This window comes from Streptomyces sp. NPDC000151 (assembly GCF_040301705.1).
GTDB lineage: Bacteria > Actinomycetota > Actinomycetes > Streptomycetales > Streptomycetaceae > Streptomyces.
In genome coordinates this window covers 22,771-39,324 of record NZ_JBEPFC010000006.1, presented here as the reverse complement: position 1 = coordinate 39,324, position 16,554 = coordinate 22,771, and the positions used below count along the sequence as shown (strand labels likewise).

Annotated in this window: 16 protein-coding genes and 1 pseudogene; 5 read left to right on the top strand and 12 right to left on the bottom strand. The window is 74.0% G+C overall.

Annotated features, from left to right (window positions below; genetic code table 11):
- Positions 1–4: 4 nt before the first annotated feature.
- From ABT381_RS03595 to ABT381_RS03560, 8 genes are all read right to left on the bottom strand, one after another.
- Positions 5–1,600: an FAD-dependent oxidoreductase gene (locus ABT381_RS03595; protein WP_351587180.1), complete on the bottom strand. Its 1,596-nt coding sequence runs from the start codon at positions 1,598–1,600 to the stop codon at positions 5–7.
- Positions 1,597–3,093: a GMC family oxidoreductase N-terminal domain-containing protein gene (locus ABT381_RS03590; RefSeq protein ID WP_351587178.1), complete on the bottom strand. Its 1,497-nt coding sequence runs from the start codon at positions 3,091–3,093 to the stop codon at positions 1,597–1,599. The genes ABT381_RS03595 and ABT381_RS03590 overlap by 4 nt, the downstream gene beginning before the upstream one ends.
- Complete coding sequence (locus ABT381_RS03585; protein WP_351587176.1) at positions 3,090–3,539, bottom strand: hypothetical protein; 450 nt, start codon at positions 3,537–3,539, stop codon at positions 3,090–3,092. Before ABT381_RS03585 ends, ABT381_RS03590 begins: the two co-directional genes overlap by 4 nt.
- Positions 3,536–4,957, bottom strand: coding sequence for an aspartate aminotransferase family protein (locus ABT381_RS03580; protein WP_351587174.1), 1,422 nt, complete (start codon positions 4,955–4,957; stop codon positions 3,536–3,538). Before ABT381_RS03580 ends, ABT381_RS03585 begins: the two co-directional genes overlap by 4 nt.
- Positions 4,954–6,348, bottom strand: coding sequence for an NAD(P)/FAD-dependent oxidoreductase (locus ABT381_RS03575; protein WP_351587172.1), 1,395 nt, complete (start codon positions 6,346–6,348; stop codon positions 4,954–4,956). Before ABT381_RS03575 ends, ABT381_RS03580 begins: the two co-directional genes overlap by 4 nt.
- The gene (locus ABT381_RS03570) at positions 6,345–7,331 is read right to left on the bottom strand and encodes a glycosyltransferase family 2 protein (RefSeq protein ID WP_351587170.1); all 987 of its coding nucleotides are present in this window, start codon (positions 7,329–7,331) and stop codon (positions 6,345–6,347) included. Before ABT381_RS03570 ends, ABT381_RS03575 begins: the two co-directional genes overlap by 4 nt.
- 62 nt (positions 7,332–7,393) lie before the next feature.
- Entirely contained in the window at positions 7,394–8,629 is a 1,236-nt protein-coding gene (locus ABT381_RS03565) for a DegT/DnrJ/EryC1/StrS family aminotransferase (protein ID WP_351587168.1), read from the bottom strand.
- A gap of 52 nt (positions 8,630–8,681) precedes the next feature.
- Positions 8,682–9,968 carry a GNAT family N-acetyltransferase gene (locus ABT381_RS03560; RefSeq protein ID WP_351587166.1) on the bottom strand — a complete coding sequence of 429 codons (1,287 nt, stop codon included), beginning with the start codon at positions 9,966–9,968 and terminating at the stop codon, positions 8,682–8,684.
- Between the two features lie 458 nt (positions 9,969–10,426).
- Between ABT381_RS03560 and ABT381_RS03555 the strand changes: the two genes are divergently transcribed.
- Positions 10,427–10,738, top strand: coding sequence for a hypothetical protein (locus ABT381_RS03555; RefSeq protein ID WP_351587164.1), 312 nt, complete (start codon positions 10,427–10,429; stop codon positions 10,736–10,738).
- 73 nt (positions 10,739–10,811) lie between these two features.
- Here the strand turns inward: ABT381_RS03555 and ABT381_RS03550 are convergent, their stop codons facing one another.
- On the bottom strand, positions 10,812–11,327 hold the full coding sequence (locus tag ABT381_RS03550) for a cupin domain-containing protein (protein WP_351587162.1): 516 nt from the start codon (positions 11,325–11,327) through the stop codon (positions 10,812–10,814).
- 117 nt (positions 11,328–11,444) lie between these two features.
- On the opposite strand from ABT381_RS03550, the gene ABT381_RS03545 reads away from it, so the two are divergent.
- From ABT381_RS03545 to ABT381_RS03530, 4 genes are all read left to right on the top strand, one after another.
- Entirely contained in the window at positions 11,445–11,903 is a 459-nt protein-coding gene (locus tag ABT381_RS03545) for an SRPBCC family protein (protein WP_351587160.1), read from the top strand.
- A gap of 139 nt (positions 11,904–12,042) precedes the next feature.
- Entirely contained in the window at positions 12,043–12,513 is a 471-nt protein-coding gene (locus ABT381_RS03540) for a cation:proton antiporter regulatory subunit (RefSeq protein ID WP_030261727.1), read from the top strand.
- A gap of 2 nt (positions 12,514–12,515) precedes the next feature.
- Entirely contained in the window at positions 12,516–13,799 is a 1,284-nt protein-coding gene (locus ABT381_RS03535) for a cation:proton antiporter (RefSeq protein WP_351587157.1), read from the top strand.
- Between the two features lie 54 nt (positions 13,800–13,853).
- Positions 13,854–14,414 carry a VanZ family protein gene (locus tag ABT381_RS03530; protein ID WP_351587155.1) on the top strand — a complete coding sequence of 187 codons (561 nt, stop codon included), beginning with the start codon at positions 13,854–13,856 and terminating at the stop codon, positions 14,412–14,414.
- A 3-nt stretch (positions 14,415–14,417) separates the two neighbouring features.
- Here the strand turns inward: ABT381_RS03530 and ABT381_RS03525 are convergent, their stop codons facing one another.
- The 3 genes and pseudogenes from ABT381_RS03525 to ABT381_RS03515 form a co-directional block, all read right to left on the bottom strand.
- Positions 14,418–15,167 carry a maleate cis-trans isomerase family protein gene (locus ABT381_RS03525; protein ID WP_351587153.1) on the bottom strand — a complete coding sequence of 250 codons (750 nt, stop codon included), beginning with the start codon at positions 15,165–15,167 and terminating at the stop codon, positions 14,418–14,420.
- Positions 15,168–15,184: 17 nt separating this feature from the next.
- A complete protein-coding gene (locus ABT381_RS03520; protein ID WP_351587151.1) occupies positions 15,185–15,673 on the bottom strand; it encodes a MarR family winged helix-turn-helix transcriptional regulator in 489 nt (162 codons plus the stop codon).
- 49 nt (positions 15,674–15,722) lie between these two features.
- Positions 15,723–16,430: pseudogene (locus ABT381_RS03515) on the bottom strand (alpha/beta fold hydrolase); the annotation flags it as partial.
- Positions 16,431–16,554: the final 124 nt, after the last annotated feature.

Below are 16,554 nucleotides of genomic sequence, written 5' to 3'. Positions count from 1 at the left end.
CCCTTCACGGAGCCGGGCGGGCCGTCCGCGCGCTCCCGGCACCGGGCGGCGTGCGGGGGAGCAGCCCGTCCGCGACGCGGAGCGCGTTGGCGGCGATGGTCAGGCCGGGGTTGACGGCCGCCGACGACGGGAACCACGAACTGTCGGCGATCCACAGGTTGGCCAGGTCGTGTGCCTTGCATCCGGGGTCGACGACGCTGGTGGCCGGGTCGGTGCCGGCGACCGCCGTACCGCACTGGTGCGAGGTGACGTCGATGCCCATGCGCCGCGCCGACACCAGCGGATAGCCGGCCCGGCGCATCATCCGGGCGGTCCTGCGCACCAGTTCGCGGTGCGGCGCGAGGTTGACCGGCCGCCACCCCACCCGGATCGCGCCGCTCGGGCCGACCGTGACGCGGTTGTCCGGGGCCGGCAGATCCTCACTGGTGAGGTAGAGGTCGACGCTGTGCCGGGTGAGGAAGTCCAGTACCGCGGTGGGGAGATGGGGGCGGAGGCCACGGGCGGTGACCGGCCCGAGCTTGCCGAGGGTCTGGACGTTGCCCAGCGGGCCGTGCGCGCCGTTGGCCAGGTACCAGTCGTTCAGGCCCAGGGTCTTCTGGAAGACCGTCCCGCTCGGGCGGCGGGGATCGACGGCGACGAGGAAGGTGCTGTTGTGCACCATGTAGTTCCGGCCGACCTGCCCGGAGGAGTTCGCCAGGCCCTCGGGCCGCCCGGTGCGGGAATGCAGCAGCAGCGCGGCGGTGTTGACCGCGCCGCAGGCCAGTACGTACCGGTCGGCGCGGATGCGCAGCTCCGTACCGTCGTGCCGGGCAGCGGCGAGGGTCACCCGCCGCCCCGGCGGATCGGTCCGCAGCCCGGTCACGGTGGTGCGGGTCAGCAGGGACACGTTCCCCGAGGCCAGCGCGGGCCGCAGCGCGCACACGTCGGCGTCGCTCTTGGCGTCCAGCAGGCACGGGAAGCCGTCGCAGGTGGCGCAGCGCACGCAGGCCCCGCCCGGGCGCAGGTCGATCCCGGTGGGCAGGTCGAAGGGGGCCAGGCCCTGCGCCCGCAGCGCGTCGGCCAGCGTGGCGACCGCCGGTTCGTGCGGCACGGCCGGGTACGGGAAGCCGGCAGAGCGCCAGGGCTCGGTGGGGTCCTGCCCGGCGGTGCCGTGCACTCGGTAGATCCGCTCGGCCTCGGCGTAGTACGGCTCCAGCTCCGCGTAGGAGAACGGCCAGGCCCGCGAGACGCCCTCGGGGTGCCGCACCGGGCCGAAGTCCGCCTCCCGGAACCGCGGCAGGGTCGCTCCGAAGACCTTGGTGTTGCCGCCGACGTAGTAGTGCACGCCCGGTTGGAAGCGCCGCCCGGTACCGGCGTCGTACCAGTGCTCGGCGTTGCGGTACCGCCGCTGGCTGAAGACCGCGTGCGGCGACCAGTTCGCCGCTTCCCGGGGAAGGAAGTCGCCGCGCTCGACGACGAGGACCCGGGCGCCGGAGTCGCGCAGCGCGTACGCCAGGGTGGCGCCGCCCATACCGGCCCCGATGACCGCGATGTCGCAGTCCACCTCGGGGCCGGAGGGCCGCAACAGCCCGGGCAGGTCCGGGTGGTGGCCGGTCGTCATCGGTGCCTCCTTAGCGGGCCCGCTGCCGGGGCCGTGAGGTGCCGGGTGGCGATCTCGTGCGCGAACGCCATGATCGTTCCCTGTGGGCTGATGCCGGTCGGGCCCGGCAGCACCGCCGCGTCGCAGACGTACAGATTGCGGAAGCCGTACGGGCGGCCGTCCGTGTCGCACACCCCGCCCCGCCCGGGCGGCCCCATCGGGCAGGACGCCATGGCGTGCACGGAGACCAGGTCCCAACTGCGCGGGTCGGACCAGCGGGCGAACTCCTCGGCGGCGCGCGGCGAGCCCAGCACCCCCGGCGCCGGCGGGTACAGCTCGACGGCACCGGCCCGGAACAGCAGCCGCGCGGCGCGCACCAGCGCGAACCGCAGCAGGTCCACGTCGTACGGGGTGAGGCGGTGGCGCAGCACCGTGCCCGCGCCGGGGAACCGGCCGACGCGTATCCGCCCCGTCATCCGGACCTGCACGGTGAAGACCGCCATCCGCGGCAGGTCGGACAGCGCCGCGTCGACCACCCCGGGGCCCTGGCGCGCGAGCGCCGCCGCCAGCGACCCGGGCGTGAGGTTGGCGGCCATGACATGGATGCCCAGCCCGCCGAACTCGCTCAGCTGGGCGGTGAAGATGGTGCCCCGCCCGGCGTGCACCGCGGAGCCGAAGCGCACCGGAAGCCGCAGATTGACGTGGAAGGCCATGGCGCGCCCGGCTGTCCTGCGGTGGATGCCGCTGCGCTGGAGGAGCACGGCGCTGCCGACGGCCCCGGCGGCGAGGAAGACCGTACGTGGGCGATACCGCACCGGCTCACCGTCGGGCCCCACGGCCCGTACAGCGCGCACCGTACCGCCGTCGTGGTCCAGCCGTACGGCCCGTACGCCCGGTTCGATCCGCGCGCCGTACCGCTCGGCCTCCGGGAGGTACGTCGTCGCCATCGTCTGCTTGGCGCCCGACGGGCAGCCGGTGGGGCAGCGGTTGCGGTGCGCGCAGCCCGGTGCGGCGCGCCGGGCGAGCGTCCAGCCCCAGCCCAGCGCGTCGGCCGCGGCGGCCAGCAGCCGGGAGTCCTCGTTGCCCGCGCCGTGCCGCTGGACGTCCACCGCCAGCCGCCGGGAGATCTCGTTCAGGTGCCCGGCCAGGTGGCGCAGGCGGTAGCCGTCGGTGCCGAGGCCGTCCGCCCAGCGGTCCAGCAGTCCGGCCGGCGGCTCCCACAGCAGGCCGCCGTTGACCACGGTGGTGCCGCCCACGCAGCGGCCCTCGCCGTACGGGATGACGGGGCTGCCGAAGACCGGGGTGAGCCCCGCGTTGCGGTACAGGCGGCGCAGGCTGTCGGCCGGTGCGGCGGCGGCGAGTTCGGCGGGGGACACCCGCGGGCCCTCTTCCAGTACGCGGGGGTGGCGGCCCGCCCTGGCCAGCTCCAGGGCCGCGACGGCCCCGCCCGCTCCGGAGCCGATCACCAGCGCTTCGCAGTCGACGGCACGTGGCGGCGTGCGGCGGCCGCTCATGACGGCGCTCCCGTCGGCACGGAGGGCGGTACGGGCGGTACGGAGGGTGGCACGGACGGAGGCACGGGCGACGGCGGTGCCGCGCCCGCCACGAGCCGGTCCGGCCGGCCGTCCAGCCCGCCGTACAGCGCCAGCGTCTCGACCGACCGCAGCAGCAGCGCGCACCCCGGCAACCGCGCCAGCCGCTCGCTCCCGCACACCAGCGCATCCGGCCCGGCCATGGTCACCCACCGGCCGGTGACCAGCAGGAACGCGAGCGGCAGAAGGCGCAGGGCGAGCCCGGCCGCGATCCGGTAGGCGCGGGGCTGGACCCGCAGGCTGCCGGTGACATGGGCGGCGGCGCGCTCCAGCGCCTCGGCCTCCCGCAGTACCGGATGACGCGCGGCCCACACCGCGGGCAGCCCGCTCGCCGACAGCGCCCGCTCCACAGTGCCCGGGGCCCTCATCGCCGGACCGCCTTGTCCTTGGCGAACGCCGCCAGCAGCCGGGGCGTGCCCTGGTCCAGCACGGCGTCCAGCGCTTCCAGGAACACCTCGACCTCCTTGTCCCCGGCCACCAGCGGCGGCGCGACGATCAGCGGCAGGCCGTGGTTGGAGCCGTAGAACGCCAGCACGTCGTGGTCCCGGTACAGCGCGGCGATCACGGCAGCGGTGATCAGCTTGAGCCGCAGCCGCGGGTCCCGCGCGAAGGAGCCGGGCAGCAGCCGCAGCACGCGGTCCAGCGCCGGATGACCGGCCCGCAGGAACACGCCGTGCAGCGCGCCCCGCCCGGCCGTGCCCGCGACCGGCCCCGGGTGCCGGGCGGCGATCCGGGCCAGGCCGGCGGCGAGCTGCTCGCCGATCCGCACGGCCCGACCCGGATAGTCGTCCTCGACCGCGATGGCCACCGCCTCCAGCGCCGTGACGGTCTCCTCCCCGAAGCCGTAGTACGTGGTGCTGTGCAGCGTCGCGTCGGCGAGGTTGTCGTACGCGGCCCGGAACAGCGCCTCGCGGGCGATGTAGCCGGAGATCGACGCCTTGCCGCCGCCGAAGGACTTGGAGGTGGTGAGCACGTCCGGGACCAGCCCCGGGTACCGCATGAAGTGGAACAGCGTCCCCGTCCGGCCCCAGCCGGTGTACACCTCGTCGAAGACGAGCACGATGTCCCGCTCGGTGCACAGCCGCCGCACCCCGCGCAGGAAATCCTCGGAGCACTCGCGCAGCGCCGAGGCGCTGAACGGCTCCAGCACCACCGCGTACACGTCGCTGCCGCCGTCGCCGGCGGTGTGCCGCTCCAGCGCGAGGACGAAGGAGTGCAGGTCGTCGTAGGCGAACGCGTCGGTGCCCGGCAGCCCGGGGAACGGGAAGTCCACCTCCGGTGACGCGGTGAGGCTGCCCGCGCCGAGCAGCTTGCCGTGGAAGGCGATGTCGGAGTGCAGCACCGTGCCGCGGCGGCCGCGGTGGTACTTGTACGCCAGCTTGACCGCGCCCTCGACCGCCTCGGCGCCGGAGTTCGGGAAGTAGCTGATGTTCAGGTCGCCGGGGAGCAGTTGCGCGAGGTTGTGGCCGAGCGCGGCGACGTAGGGGGAGAGGAAGTTCTTGTGCACCTCCATCGCCTGGCGTTCGGCGAAGCGGCGGCGCGCGGCGAGGATGCGCGGGTGGTTGTGCCCGTGGTTCAGCACGCCGATGCCGCCGGTGAAGTCCAGGATGCGCCGCCCGTCGCGCAGGGTGATCCAGCAGCCCTCGGCGCGTTCGGCCAGGTCGTGCCCGAAGCCGAAGGAGCCGATCAGTGACACCTGGCTGCGGCTGACGTAACGGCGGTACAAGCCGTGCACCTGACGCGGCGTCATGTGCAGGCAGTCCTCGGCGGTGAAGAGGTCGGTCATTCTGCCGCTCCCGTGGTGAGCGGGGCGGGGTGCGCGGGCCGGGCCCCGGCCCGGATGCGGTCGGCGATCAGCCGGCCGGCCCGCTGCCCGCCCCGGAGGGCGTAGTTGGTGCCCCGGTCCTCGGGGAAGACCTGGGCCATGCCGGCCAGATAGAGGCCCGGCAGGGGGCTCTCGGTGGCGGGGACGGTCCGCGAGTAGTACCGGGTGATCACCGGCTGGGCGTGTTCCGCGCGCCACACGTGCCACCCGCGCACCCACTCCTCCCGGAACGCGGGGAACATCCGGCGCAGGTGGAGCAGGCTGTAGCGGTAGACCTGGTCGTCCGGCATCCGGTACAGCCCGGTGCCGGCCGGCAGATACTTCGAGAGGTAGACCACGTGCCGTCCCCCGTAGTGCCACGCGGGGTCCAGGTTGGTGTGCTCGATGACGCCGACGTAGGGGAAACCGGGGTCGGTGACGTTGAGCCAGTAGGTGTCCGACAGCGGGCGGTCGTTCTCCAGTACCAGGCAGATGTTGGCCAGGTACGGGATCGCGGTGAGCTGTCGTCGGAGGCCGGGGACGGCGGGGTGGGCGCGCTCCTGGCCGGCGAGCAGGGCGGCGGCGGGCCCTGGCGCGGTCGTCACCAGCACCCGCCGGGCGGCGTACCGGACACCGCCCGCCTGTACGCCGATGACGCCCCGCGCGTCGGCCAGGACGTCCGTGACCGGGCAGGAGGTACGGACGCGCACGCCGAGCCGGGTCAGCTCCGGCAGCCAGGCGGCCAGCAGCGCGCCGCAGCCGCCGCGCAGGTAGTACAGCACCTCGTGGCCCGCGCGGCTGCGGCTGCCGCCGCGCAGATGCAACTTGGTCCACATCCAGGTCGCGCCGACCTGGGGCGCGTACTCCCCGAACTTGCCCTCCAGGAGCGGCCGCCAGACCCGGTCGTACACCCGGCGGCCCGCCAGCCGCACCAGCCACTCCTCGGCCGTCAGCGCCTCCAGCTCCCGCCAGTGCCGCACCCGCCCGGCCCGCAGCACCGACCGGCCGAGCCGGAGCCGGTCGGCGGGCGGCAGCGGCGCGAAGCGCAGCACGTCCAGCGGCGTGGACAGCCGGTGGATGCCGCCCGCGTGGTAGAAGCCGGTGCGGCCCTGGTGCCGCTCGACGAGGTGGCCGCAGCCCAGCTCCGCGCAGAGCCGGAAGATGTCCGTGTCGGAGGCGAACCAGTGGTGGTAGAAGCGCTCCAGCTGCCGCCCGCCGACCGGGAAGGTGCCCGCGAGGCCGCCCACCCGGTCCCCGGCCTCCAGGACCAGGCAGCGCAGCCCCGCCCGGCCCAGCTCGTGCGCCGCCCCGAGCCCGGTGAAGCCGGCGCCCACGACGATGACGTCCCAGTCGCCGCCGGGTGCCGTGCTCATTGCGCCGCCCGGTCCTGTGCGCTGCGGGCCACGGCCAGCGGTCGCACGGTGCCGTCCGGTACGCCGCCGGCCGCCTGGCCGGCGGGCTGCGGCGGGTGCCGCTCCAGCAGCACGTACGGCGGCCGGCCGCGCAGCTCGCGGTGGACCAGCCGCAGATACTCGCCGAGCAGCCCCAGGAGTACCGCCTCGCAGCCGAACGTCCAGGCGGCCAGCGGCAGTCGGTGACGGCGCACTGCCGCGGTCATGGCCGCGCCGCCCAGCCAGGTGAGGCCGATGACGGCCGGTACCCGGGCGGGCGCGGGGGAGCAGGACACCAGGCCGCGCCGCGAGAGGTCGGCCATCTTCCGCAGCGAGTACTTCGAGCGTCCCGCCGGGCGCGGCAGCCGGTCGTACGCCACGCTCGTCTCCGGGAACCCCGCCCAGCACACCGAGCCGCGCAAGTACGGCTCCCCTTCGGGGAGTCCGGTGAGCAGGTGGACCACGGCCCGGTCCAGCAGCCGGAAGTCGCCGGTGTCCAGGGCCACCGGCTGGTCGGCGAGCGCGGCCAGCAGCCGGTAGTAGACATGCGCGGTGATCACCTTGAAGCGGCTCTCCCCGGCCCGCGAGGTGCGCCGTGCCGACACCACCGACCAGCCCGCCCGCCACCGTTCGACCAGCTCCGGGATCAGCTCGGGCGGGTCCTGGAGGTCGGCGTCCATGGTGACCACCGCGTCCCCGGCAGCGGCCCGCAGCCCGGCCAGTATCGCCTGCTGGTGGCCGAAATTCCGGGTCAGCCGGACGAGCCGGACCGCCGGGTCGCCGCCGGTGAGGGAGGCCAGCGTGCGCCAGGTGCCGTCCCGGCTGCCGTCGTCGACGTAGACCACCTCGTGCGCGCAGTCCGGGAGGCGGCGCAGCACGGCGGTGAGCCGCCGGTGCGTCCGCTCCAGCACCGCCTCCTCGTCGTAGCACGGCACCACCACGCTGATCAGCGGGATCGAGGGCATGTCGTCTCCTCACGTCGGGCGGGGCCCCGGCCGGTTCGAGGGCGGCTGCGGCCCGTACTGCGTCAGCCCAGCACCTCGTCGGCCGTGGCCCGGAAGCGCTCGGCGGCCGCGGCGATCTCGTCGGGGCCGCTGAACACGGTGACGCCCGCGTCGGCGCCCAGGTAGGTGTCCGACAGGCCCACGGTGAGGGCCACCGCGCGGCTCAGGACGTCGTCGGTGCGGGGGAGGGCGCCGGGGCGGAAGTCCTGGCGGCGCCAGGCCGGTTCCGGGCGCCGGGACGGGCAGGGCCCGGTGTCGCCGGCGGCCAGGGCGCGCAGCTCCGGCAGCCCGCCGTAGTAGTGCTTGGGCGAGTGCAGCAGCGTCTTCGTGCCCAGCCGCTTCGCCACGGCCTCGGCCGCAGCCCGCTCCTCGAAGACGTGGACCAGGACGGTCGCGCAGTCCCCGGCGGCGTCGTGCGACGGACGGCGGACGAAGCCGTCCCGTACGGGGATGAGGTCGGCCAGCGCGTCCCGCTGCGCCCGGGTGCGGGCGAGGACGCCGTCCAGCCGGGCCAGCTGGGCGCGGGCGACCGCCGCCGTCAGCTCGGTCATCCGCAGGTTCAGCCCCAGCATCCGGTCGCCGGGCCCCTCCTCCGCGCGGTACGGGAACCAGCCGTGGTCGTGGTAGCCGTAGGCCCGCTGGAAGGTGCGCTCGTCGGCGGCCAGCAGGAACCCACCGTCGCAGGCCGTGACCACCTTGAACATATTGAGCGAGAACGCCCCGGCCCGGCCGAAGCTGCCCAGCGGCCTGCCGCGGTAGGTACCGCCGCACGCCTGCGCCGCGTCCTCCAGCACCACCAGCCCGTGCTCCTCGGCGATCTCCATCAGCGCGGCCATGTCGCAGGGGGCGCCCAGCATGTGAAGGGGCATCAGTGCCTTCGTGTGCGGCGTGATGCGGGCCCGGACGTCGGCCGGGTCCAGGGTCAGCGTCTCGTCGATCTCCGCCACGACGGGCGTGGCCCCGCAGTGCACGATGGCGGCGACCGAGGCGACGTACAGGTACCCGGGGACGATGACCTCGTCGCCCGGGCCGATGCCCAGCGCCGCCAGCGCCGTCATGAGGGCCGACGTGCCGCTGTTGACGGACAGGCAGTACGGGCTCGCCAGGCGGCGCGCGGCCTCCTCCTCGAACAGCCGGGTCTGGGTGAGGTCGCCGAGGGGGTAGGAGTGCGCCGCGGTCGTGCGGGACCACGTGTTCAGCACCTGCTGGACGTTCGCGCGTTCCTCGTCCCCGAAGAAGGCGTAGCCGGGACCGGGCATGGGCGGGCTCCTCAGGTCGGCGGGTGACAACCGCTGGTCGCGGGCGGGGAGTTCAGAAGACGACGGGGCAGTACGGTGCCGGGTCGTGCCGGAAGGCGGCAGCGGCGGCGCGCACCGCGCCGGGGCGCAGCTCCGCCACCCGGCCGGCCCGCGCGAGCTGCACGAGGGAGCCGCCGCCCAGCAGGACGGCGCCCAACTCCCGTGCGGTGAGCGCCAGATCGGCGTTCGCGCGGGTCCGGACGCAGTCGGCCCCCGTGGTGCCCGTGATGAGCCGCCACCGGCCCTCGTTCCACGGGCAGAGCGGGTCCGTCACCTCCAGGACGACCTCCGTCTCGTTGGCGTAGCCGCGCCCGGACAGCGCGCGGTCGACGTCGACGGCCCTGGCGTAGAGCTGGTCGCGCACGGTCGGTGCCGCGCTGCGGGGGTCCGCGAGCAGGGCCAGTACCGGGTCGTCGACCGGGCGGGCGTCGGCGACGACCGTGCCGCCGAGGTCCACGTCCAGCAGCGCACGCCACAGGAAGGCGTAGGCGGCCGGGTCGCACGCGCTCAACTCCTGTACGGAGACGGTGTACCGGGGGTAGGAGTGGGTCCAGCCGGCGGTGAGCCGGTAGAGGGCGTAGCCGCGTACGCCCGCGCCGTCCACCGCGAGCATGCACAGCAGGCGTCCGGCGCCGCCGCGGTCGGCGGGCGGGTCGGCGAGGGCGCGGCGCAGCCAGGCGCCCTCGCGGCGCAGCGTTCCGGGGCGCTCGGCCAGGCAGGCGCGGCAGACCGCGGCGATGGCGGCCTCGGCCTCGGCGGGCGAGGTGACCTCCAGGGTGAGCGGCGGGCCGTCGTCGGCCGGGCCCTCGGCCAGCGCACGGGCCTCCAGCGGAATGGTGAGGCCGACGGCCTGGCTGGCGGCCCCGAAGCCGAAGCGGCCGTAGAGCGCCGGCTCGGTGGAGTTGAGGACCGCGACCGGCTCGGCCCGCGTGGTGTGCAGGTCGGCGAGGACCCGCAGGATCATGTCGCGCATCAGGCCGCGCCGGCGGTGCGCGGGGGAGACGGCCACGTAGCCGATGCCGAACACGGGGCGCGGGCCGGTGCCCGGCAGCGTCATGTCCAAGGAGTAGCCGGCCAGCGTGGCGCAGGGCCGGCCCGCGGCGCACGCGAGCAGCGAGCGCTTGGGCTCCAGCAACTCGGCGACGGCCGCGCGGTGTTCCGGTGAATGGTCGTATCCGCCGTAGGCGAGTCCCACCACCTCGGTGAAATCGGACCAGTCGTCGGGAGCGCGGAAGTCGTAATCCGGTGACAGCGGTTCCGGTGACTGCGGTTCCGGAAGGAATGGTGAGGAAGAATGCACGGGACACCTCCGACCGATTCCGGCTGATGCCCGAGTGGGCAGCACATCAGGAAAAGGATTCAGTCGGCGCGTATGACGGACAGGCCGCACTGCCCGCAGTCGAGGTCATTTCCGCCGGGGCGGACGCCGCCTTGCGGAAAGGACCGTCGCGAGGCCCGGATCGCGATCTCCTCATGCGCCGATGAATCGAGTCGGGGCCGCCAGAGGCTGTTCTCCACAGTCTTGATACGGCCCTGAACTGTCAACCCCCGCAGCCGCCCGGGATTCAGCGGGCCGGTCACCCGTAGCTGCCGGTCAACGCCCTTTCCGGCCATCCCGCGCAAGCCCGGTACGCCGCGTTTCGTATCCGGCCATTCTCACCGGAATCTCCGCGACCGGCCGGGAAATCCGCGCAGACTCGGTGCGGCGGCCGATACGGATCGGCTGTTATGGACATGACGTGAGTGACGGGAGCCGATATGACCAACGGCAAGCTCGTTTCCGGCAAAACGGTGCCCGGCAAGGGGTGGGAGCCCTACCCCGACCGCAACGGAAACGGCGTGTACCTCGACGTCGACACCTCGGAGGGGAAATTCTCCGGCACCCCCGCGTACATCGCGGCCCTCACCGGTGACGACCGGATGTGGATGACCACCGGCGGCAACACGGTCTACAAGGCCACCCCCACCGGCTTCCGCATTTATGTGCGCCGCGTGGACCGGCAGCCGATCGACCCCGAGTACGCCGCCAAGAACGGCTGGCACATCGCCTGGATCGCGGCCGAGATCTGAGCCGCCGCGGCGGTGCGCAGCGCCCTCTTCCGTGCGCGCCGGCCCCCGCGGCACCCGCCGCGGGGGCCGGTCCTCACGAGCGGCCGGTGTCGCCGCCGAGGACGTACAGCTCGGGGAGGTTGACCACGATCGCCTCCTGTGTGGAGCGGGCGATGACGACGACCGCCTCGTCGTCCGGGCTCGGGTTCTCCTCGCGGTGCGGGACGTAGGGCGGTACGAAGATGTAGTCGCCAGGGGACGTGCGGATGCGGACCTCCTCGGGCGTGCCGCCGGAGTCGTCGAGGAAGACGAACTCCGGGTGGCCCTTCACCACATGGATGGCCGTCTCCGAGGCGCCGTGGTGGTGGTTGGCGGAGGCGGTGCCCGGCGCCACGTGCGTCTGGCCCATCCAGATCCGCTCGGAGCCGACCGTGCCGCCGCTGATCGCCGCGAACCGCCGCATCCCGCCGCTCTGCGCGGTGTCGCCGTCCAGCGCGTCGGCCCGTACGTGATGCAGCCGCGCCCGCAGCGGGGTCACCCCCTCGCCGCCGTCGTCCTCGCGGGGCGGAAGGTCGGGGTGGAAGGGGTCGGGCGGGGTGGGCGCGGACATGAATCTCCTCTGCTCGGCGGGCGTCTCCGTACTCCGTTCGGCGCTGCCCTGACCTGCCGCACGGGCAGAGCGGGCAGACGCTGGAAGAGGGTAGCGAAACGACGAGCCGAGGACGCCATGACCGACAGACCGACCTTTGCCTACGTCACCTACATCGAGAGCACGCCGGAGAAGGTCTGGCACGCGCTGACCGACCCCGAGCTGACGGCCGCGTACTGGGGCCACAGCAACGTCTCCGACTGGGAGACCGGCTCCCCCTGGGAGCACCAGCGGACGGACGGCTCCGGCATCGCCGACGTCGTCGGGCTGGTCGTCGAGAGCGCCCCGCCGCGGCGGCTGGTCACCACGTGGGCCGAGCCGGGCGAGGAACCGGCCGGCGGACCGTCGAAGGTCACCTTCGGCATCGAGCCGTACGGCGGGATCGTCCGGCTCACCGTGACCCACGAGAACCTGGCCGACGAGGCCGAGCGCGCGGCCGCGGCCGGCGGCTGGGCGGCGGTCCTGTCCAACCTCAAGACCCTGCTGGAGACCGGCAGCCCACTGCCCGAAGAGCCCTGGCACATGCCCGTTTCCTGACCACCGGCCCCCTGGCGCGGCACCCCGGTGTACCCACCAGTCACCTGTAATGATTGGGTAAAGGGCAAAGACCAGGTAAAGGAGATCGCGTGGGGGCCGCGCCGCGGCGCGCGCCGGCGCGGCATCCGGGGAGGACACGATGGGGACGCGACGCACTTCGCTGCCGGGCGTCGGCACGCGGTACGACTTCACCACGCACGCCGGACAGCACCTGTCCGTGGTGGTGCACCACGACGGACGCCGCTTCATCGGCTTCTACGCCGCCGACGACCCCGATACCTGCCAGTCCTCGGTCCCCTTGGAACGGGAGGAGGCGACGGCCCTCGCGCACCTCATCGACCCGGCGCCACTGGACGCCGTCCGCACCGACGGCATCGACCTGGTCACCGAGCACATCCAGATAGGCAGCCGCTCCCCGTACGGCGGCCGGCTGCTCGGCGACACCGGGGCCCGCACCCGCACCGGCGCGTCCATCGTCGCGGTGCTGCGCCGCACGAGCGCCCACCCGTCGCCGGGCCCCGACTTCCGTTTCGCCATCGGCGACACCCTCGTCGCGGTCGGCACCCGTGAGGGCGTCGACGCCCTCGCCGCGATCATCGCCGGAGGCTGACCATGCACGAGACCACCGCACTGCTCGTGGAGTTCGGCGCCGTCATCCTCGCGCTCGGCCTCCTCGGCCGGCTGGCCGGGAGAGTCGGCCTCTCGCCCATACCCCTGTACCTCCTCGCCGGGCTCGCCTTCGGGCACGGCGGGCTGCTGCCGCTCAACGCCAGCGAGGAGTTCGTCGGCGTCGGCGCCGAGATCGGCGTCATCCTGCTGCTGCTCCTGCTCGGCCTCGAATACAGCGCCTCCGAGCTGGTCACCAGCCTCAAGACCCAATACCCCTCCGGGGCCGTCGACTTCCTGCTGAACGCGATACCCGGCGCGGTCGCCGCGCTGCTGCTGGGCTGGGGCCCGGTCGCCGCCGTCGCGCTCGCCGGCGTCACCTGGATCTCCTCCTCCGGCGTCATCGCCAAGGTCCTCACCGACCTCGGCCGGCTCGGCAACCGCGAGACCCCCGTCATCCTCGGCGTCCTCGTCCTCGAAGACCTCTCCATGGCGGTCTACCTGCCGCTGCTGACCGCCCTGCTGGCCGGCGTCGGACTCGCCGGTGGCAGCGTCACGCTGCTCATCGCCCTCGGCGCCGTCGGCCTCGTCCTCTACCTCGCGCTCCGGCACGGCCGGCTGATCAGCCGCTGGGTCTCCTCGGACAACCCCGAGATGCTGCTCCTGGTCGTCCTCGGGCTGACCGTGCTCGTCGCGGGCATCGCGCAGGAGCTCCAGGTCTCCGCCGCCGTCGGCGCGTTCCTCGTCGGCATCGCGCTGTCCGGCGAGGTCGCCGAGGGCGCGCGCAAGCTCCTCACGCCGCTGCGCGACCTCTTCGCCGCGATCTTCTTCGTCTTCTTCGGCCTGTCCACCGACCCGACCGCCATCCCGCCGGTACTGCTCCCGGCGCTGCTGCTCGCCGTCGTCACCGCCGTGACCAAGATCCTGACGGGCTGGTACGCGGCCCGACGCGCCGGCATCGGACCGAACGGGCGGCTGCGCGCGGGCGGCGCGCTCGTGGCGCGCGGCGAGTTCTCCATCGTCATCGCCGGGCTCACCACGGCCGTCGAGCCGCGCATCGGCCCGATCGCCACCGCGTACGTCCTGATCATGGTCATCCTCGGCCCGCTGACCGCACGCTGGGCGGCACCGGCGGTCAACCGCGCCCGGACCGGCCTGCTGCCGCTCTTCGGGATCACCTCCAGAAAGCCCGCGCCGCCCGCCCCGTCCGAAGCGCCCGCCGCCACGGAAGAGGCCCCGGCGGCCCCCGCGCCCCGCGAGGACGCGCATGCCCTGCCGCCACACGGGTAACCGAAGCGTCGTACAGACCAACTCCCACAGGTCCACCTGAAGCGAGGGGTCTTCATGGCGCGGTCACCGCGACCACTTCGGCGCAGCAATGCCAGGAAGAAGAAGCGCGGCCGACCGGCGCCGGGCGGCGGGGCACCACTCCCGCCGCCCGTGCGGGCGTTGGTGATGCTGCTGGCGTTCGCCGTCATGGTGGCCTTCGGCGCCGTACTGGCCCGGCTCACCCTCCAGCCGTCGGCGGCCTCCGAGGCGCTCACGCACACCAATCTGCGGCCCGGCGACTCCCTCCGCGACTACCTCGCGCAGCCCGCGTTCGTCGACACCGTCAAGCAGCTCGGCGGGAACATCCTGCTCGGTGTGCCCTTCGGGCTGCTGCTGCCGGTCGTGGCGCCCAGGGCGCGCGGACTGCTGCGGGTGGTCGTGGTGACCGCGCTGGTGATGCTGCTGGTCGAGCTGGTGCAAGGAGCCCTGGTCACCGGGCGCGCCTTCGACATCGACGATGTCATCCTGAACACCACGGGCGCGCTGCTCGGCTACGTCCTGCTGGGCCGCCGCCTCGGCCGCGCCGTCCACCCCAGGCGCCGCCACTGGTGGCAGCGGCCGGCCCGCACCACGTAACGCTCAGCCCCCGGCGAGCAGCCGTCCCGCGTCCGGTACGACGGGATCCAGGCCCAGTTCGGTGAGGATGCGGTACGTGGTGGCGGTGGCAGCCGAGAGCACCGGCAGCCCCGCCTCGTCCTCGACCGGCTGGATCGCCGGCAGCGACGGCATCTGCACGCACGCCGAGAGGACCAGCGCGTCGGCCCGGCCGAGGTCCAGCTTCCGCCAGTGGTCGCGCAGGTCGTCCGGGTCGAGCCGGGCGACTGCGAGGTTGTCCGGGACCTCCAGGCTGAGGGCGTCGACCACCTCCACGCCCGCGTCCTCGATGTAGTCGACGACCAGCCGGGTCAGGTCCTTCATGTACGGGGTGAGGATCGCGACCCGGCGGGCGCCCAGCGCCGCGATGCCGTCGAGCAGCGCACCGGCGCTGGAGACCACCGGAGCCTGCGCGCCCTGGCCGCGCAGCGCCTTCGTGATCTCGGCCTCGGCCGTGCAGTGGTGGCCCGGACCCTGCGCCATGATCGCGACCAGACAGGCCGTGGCGACGACGTCGGGGCGGGCGTCGGCGAGTTCGAGCGCGGCCCGCTCGGTCTGCGCGTTCATGCCGCGCAGCTGCTCGGGCGTGACGTGCTGCATCCGCATCCGGCTGCTGTGGAAGACGAAGCGGTCGCCCGGCCGCTCCTGTTCCCGGGCCCGCAGCATGCGCGGCAGCTCGGTCTCCATCGTCAGGTTCGAGCTCGGCACGATCATGCCGATGTGGTGGTCCGTCACGGGTCTCTCCAGTGGGGTCAGGACTCCCTGGCCAGGCCCTCCCAGTGGTCGGCCATGGATGTCAGCAGGTGCATGAGGTCCGCGCGCCGCTCGGCGTCGTACGGCCCGAGGAGCCGTTCGTCCAGGGCGCGCGCCCGGTCGTTGGCGTCGTGGAGGGTCCGCTCGCCCTCCTCGGTCAGGTAGAGCAGCTTGCGGCGGCCGTCATCGGCGGCGGTGCGGCGGACGATCAGGCCGCGGTTCTCCAGCCGCCGGGCCACGTCCGCCATCGTGGAGGTGTCCAGGGCCACGGCCGAGGCCATCGATCTCTGGTCGCGGCCCGGTGCCGCGTCCACGGCGGTCAGCACCGCGAACTGCGGTCCGGTGAGCGTGGGGTCCACGGCCCGCACCCAGACCGCGAGATACGCCTGGTAGAGACGGCGTACTTGGTAGCCGGGCGCTGCGGTGAGGGCCGTGGGGACCTTGGGAATTTCGGACGAAGGTGCTACAGAAGCGGTGTCGTCAGCCATGGGCCAACTCAATCACGGTGGATTGCCGGGGCGGCGGCGGACCAGCAGGTCACGGCAGCACGGCGGTGAGTGCCGAGCGCAGGGCCGCGAGCGCCGCCGGCGGGTTGTCCCAGAAGATCATGTGGCCGGCGTCCGGGATCGCGGTGAAGGCCGCGGAGGGCAGTGCGGCGGCGGCCTCGGCGGCCCCCGCGGCCGTGACCACCGGGCTGTCCGCGCCGTACAGCAGCGCCGTCGGCCCCGGCACGGAAGGCCACCAGTCGAAGAAGTCCTCCGTCTCGAAGCCGCGGTGCGTGGCCACGATCGCCGCCCGCTCGCAGCTGCTCAGCCAGCGGGCCCGCAGCTCCTGCTCCCGGCGCGGCCAGCGCGGCCAGGAGGCCGCGACTTCGTCGGCGTCGGTGCCGCGCACGGCCTGCGCGAGCTGCCCGAGGAACGCGTCCAGCGTGGTCGGGTACGGGCCCCGCCCCGGACCGCTCATCGGCGGGTCGGCGAGCACTGTACCGCCGAGGGGCACCTTGCCGCGCACCGCGGCGACCGCGGCGATCCGCGCGCCCATCGAGTGCCCGAAGAGCACCGGGCGCTCCAGCCCGAGCCCGGTCACCACGGCCTCGGTGTCCTCGGCGTACTCCTCCAGGGTGTACGTGCCGCCGCCGTCCGACAGCCCGCGCCCTCGCACGTCCACCACCAACGGCCGTGCCAGATCGGTGAGTTCGCGTGCGACGAAGTCCATGGTGACGGCCGGGCTGGTGATGCCGGGCAGGATCACCACGGGGACGCCGGGACCGCCGTAGTCGAGTACGTGCAGCCGGGCGGCGCCGGAGCGTACCCAGCGGCTGGTGGCGGGAATGTCGGCGAGGTCCGCCGACGCGGCCTGGCTGATCGAC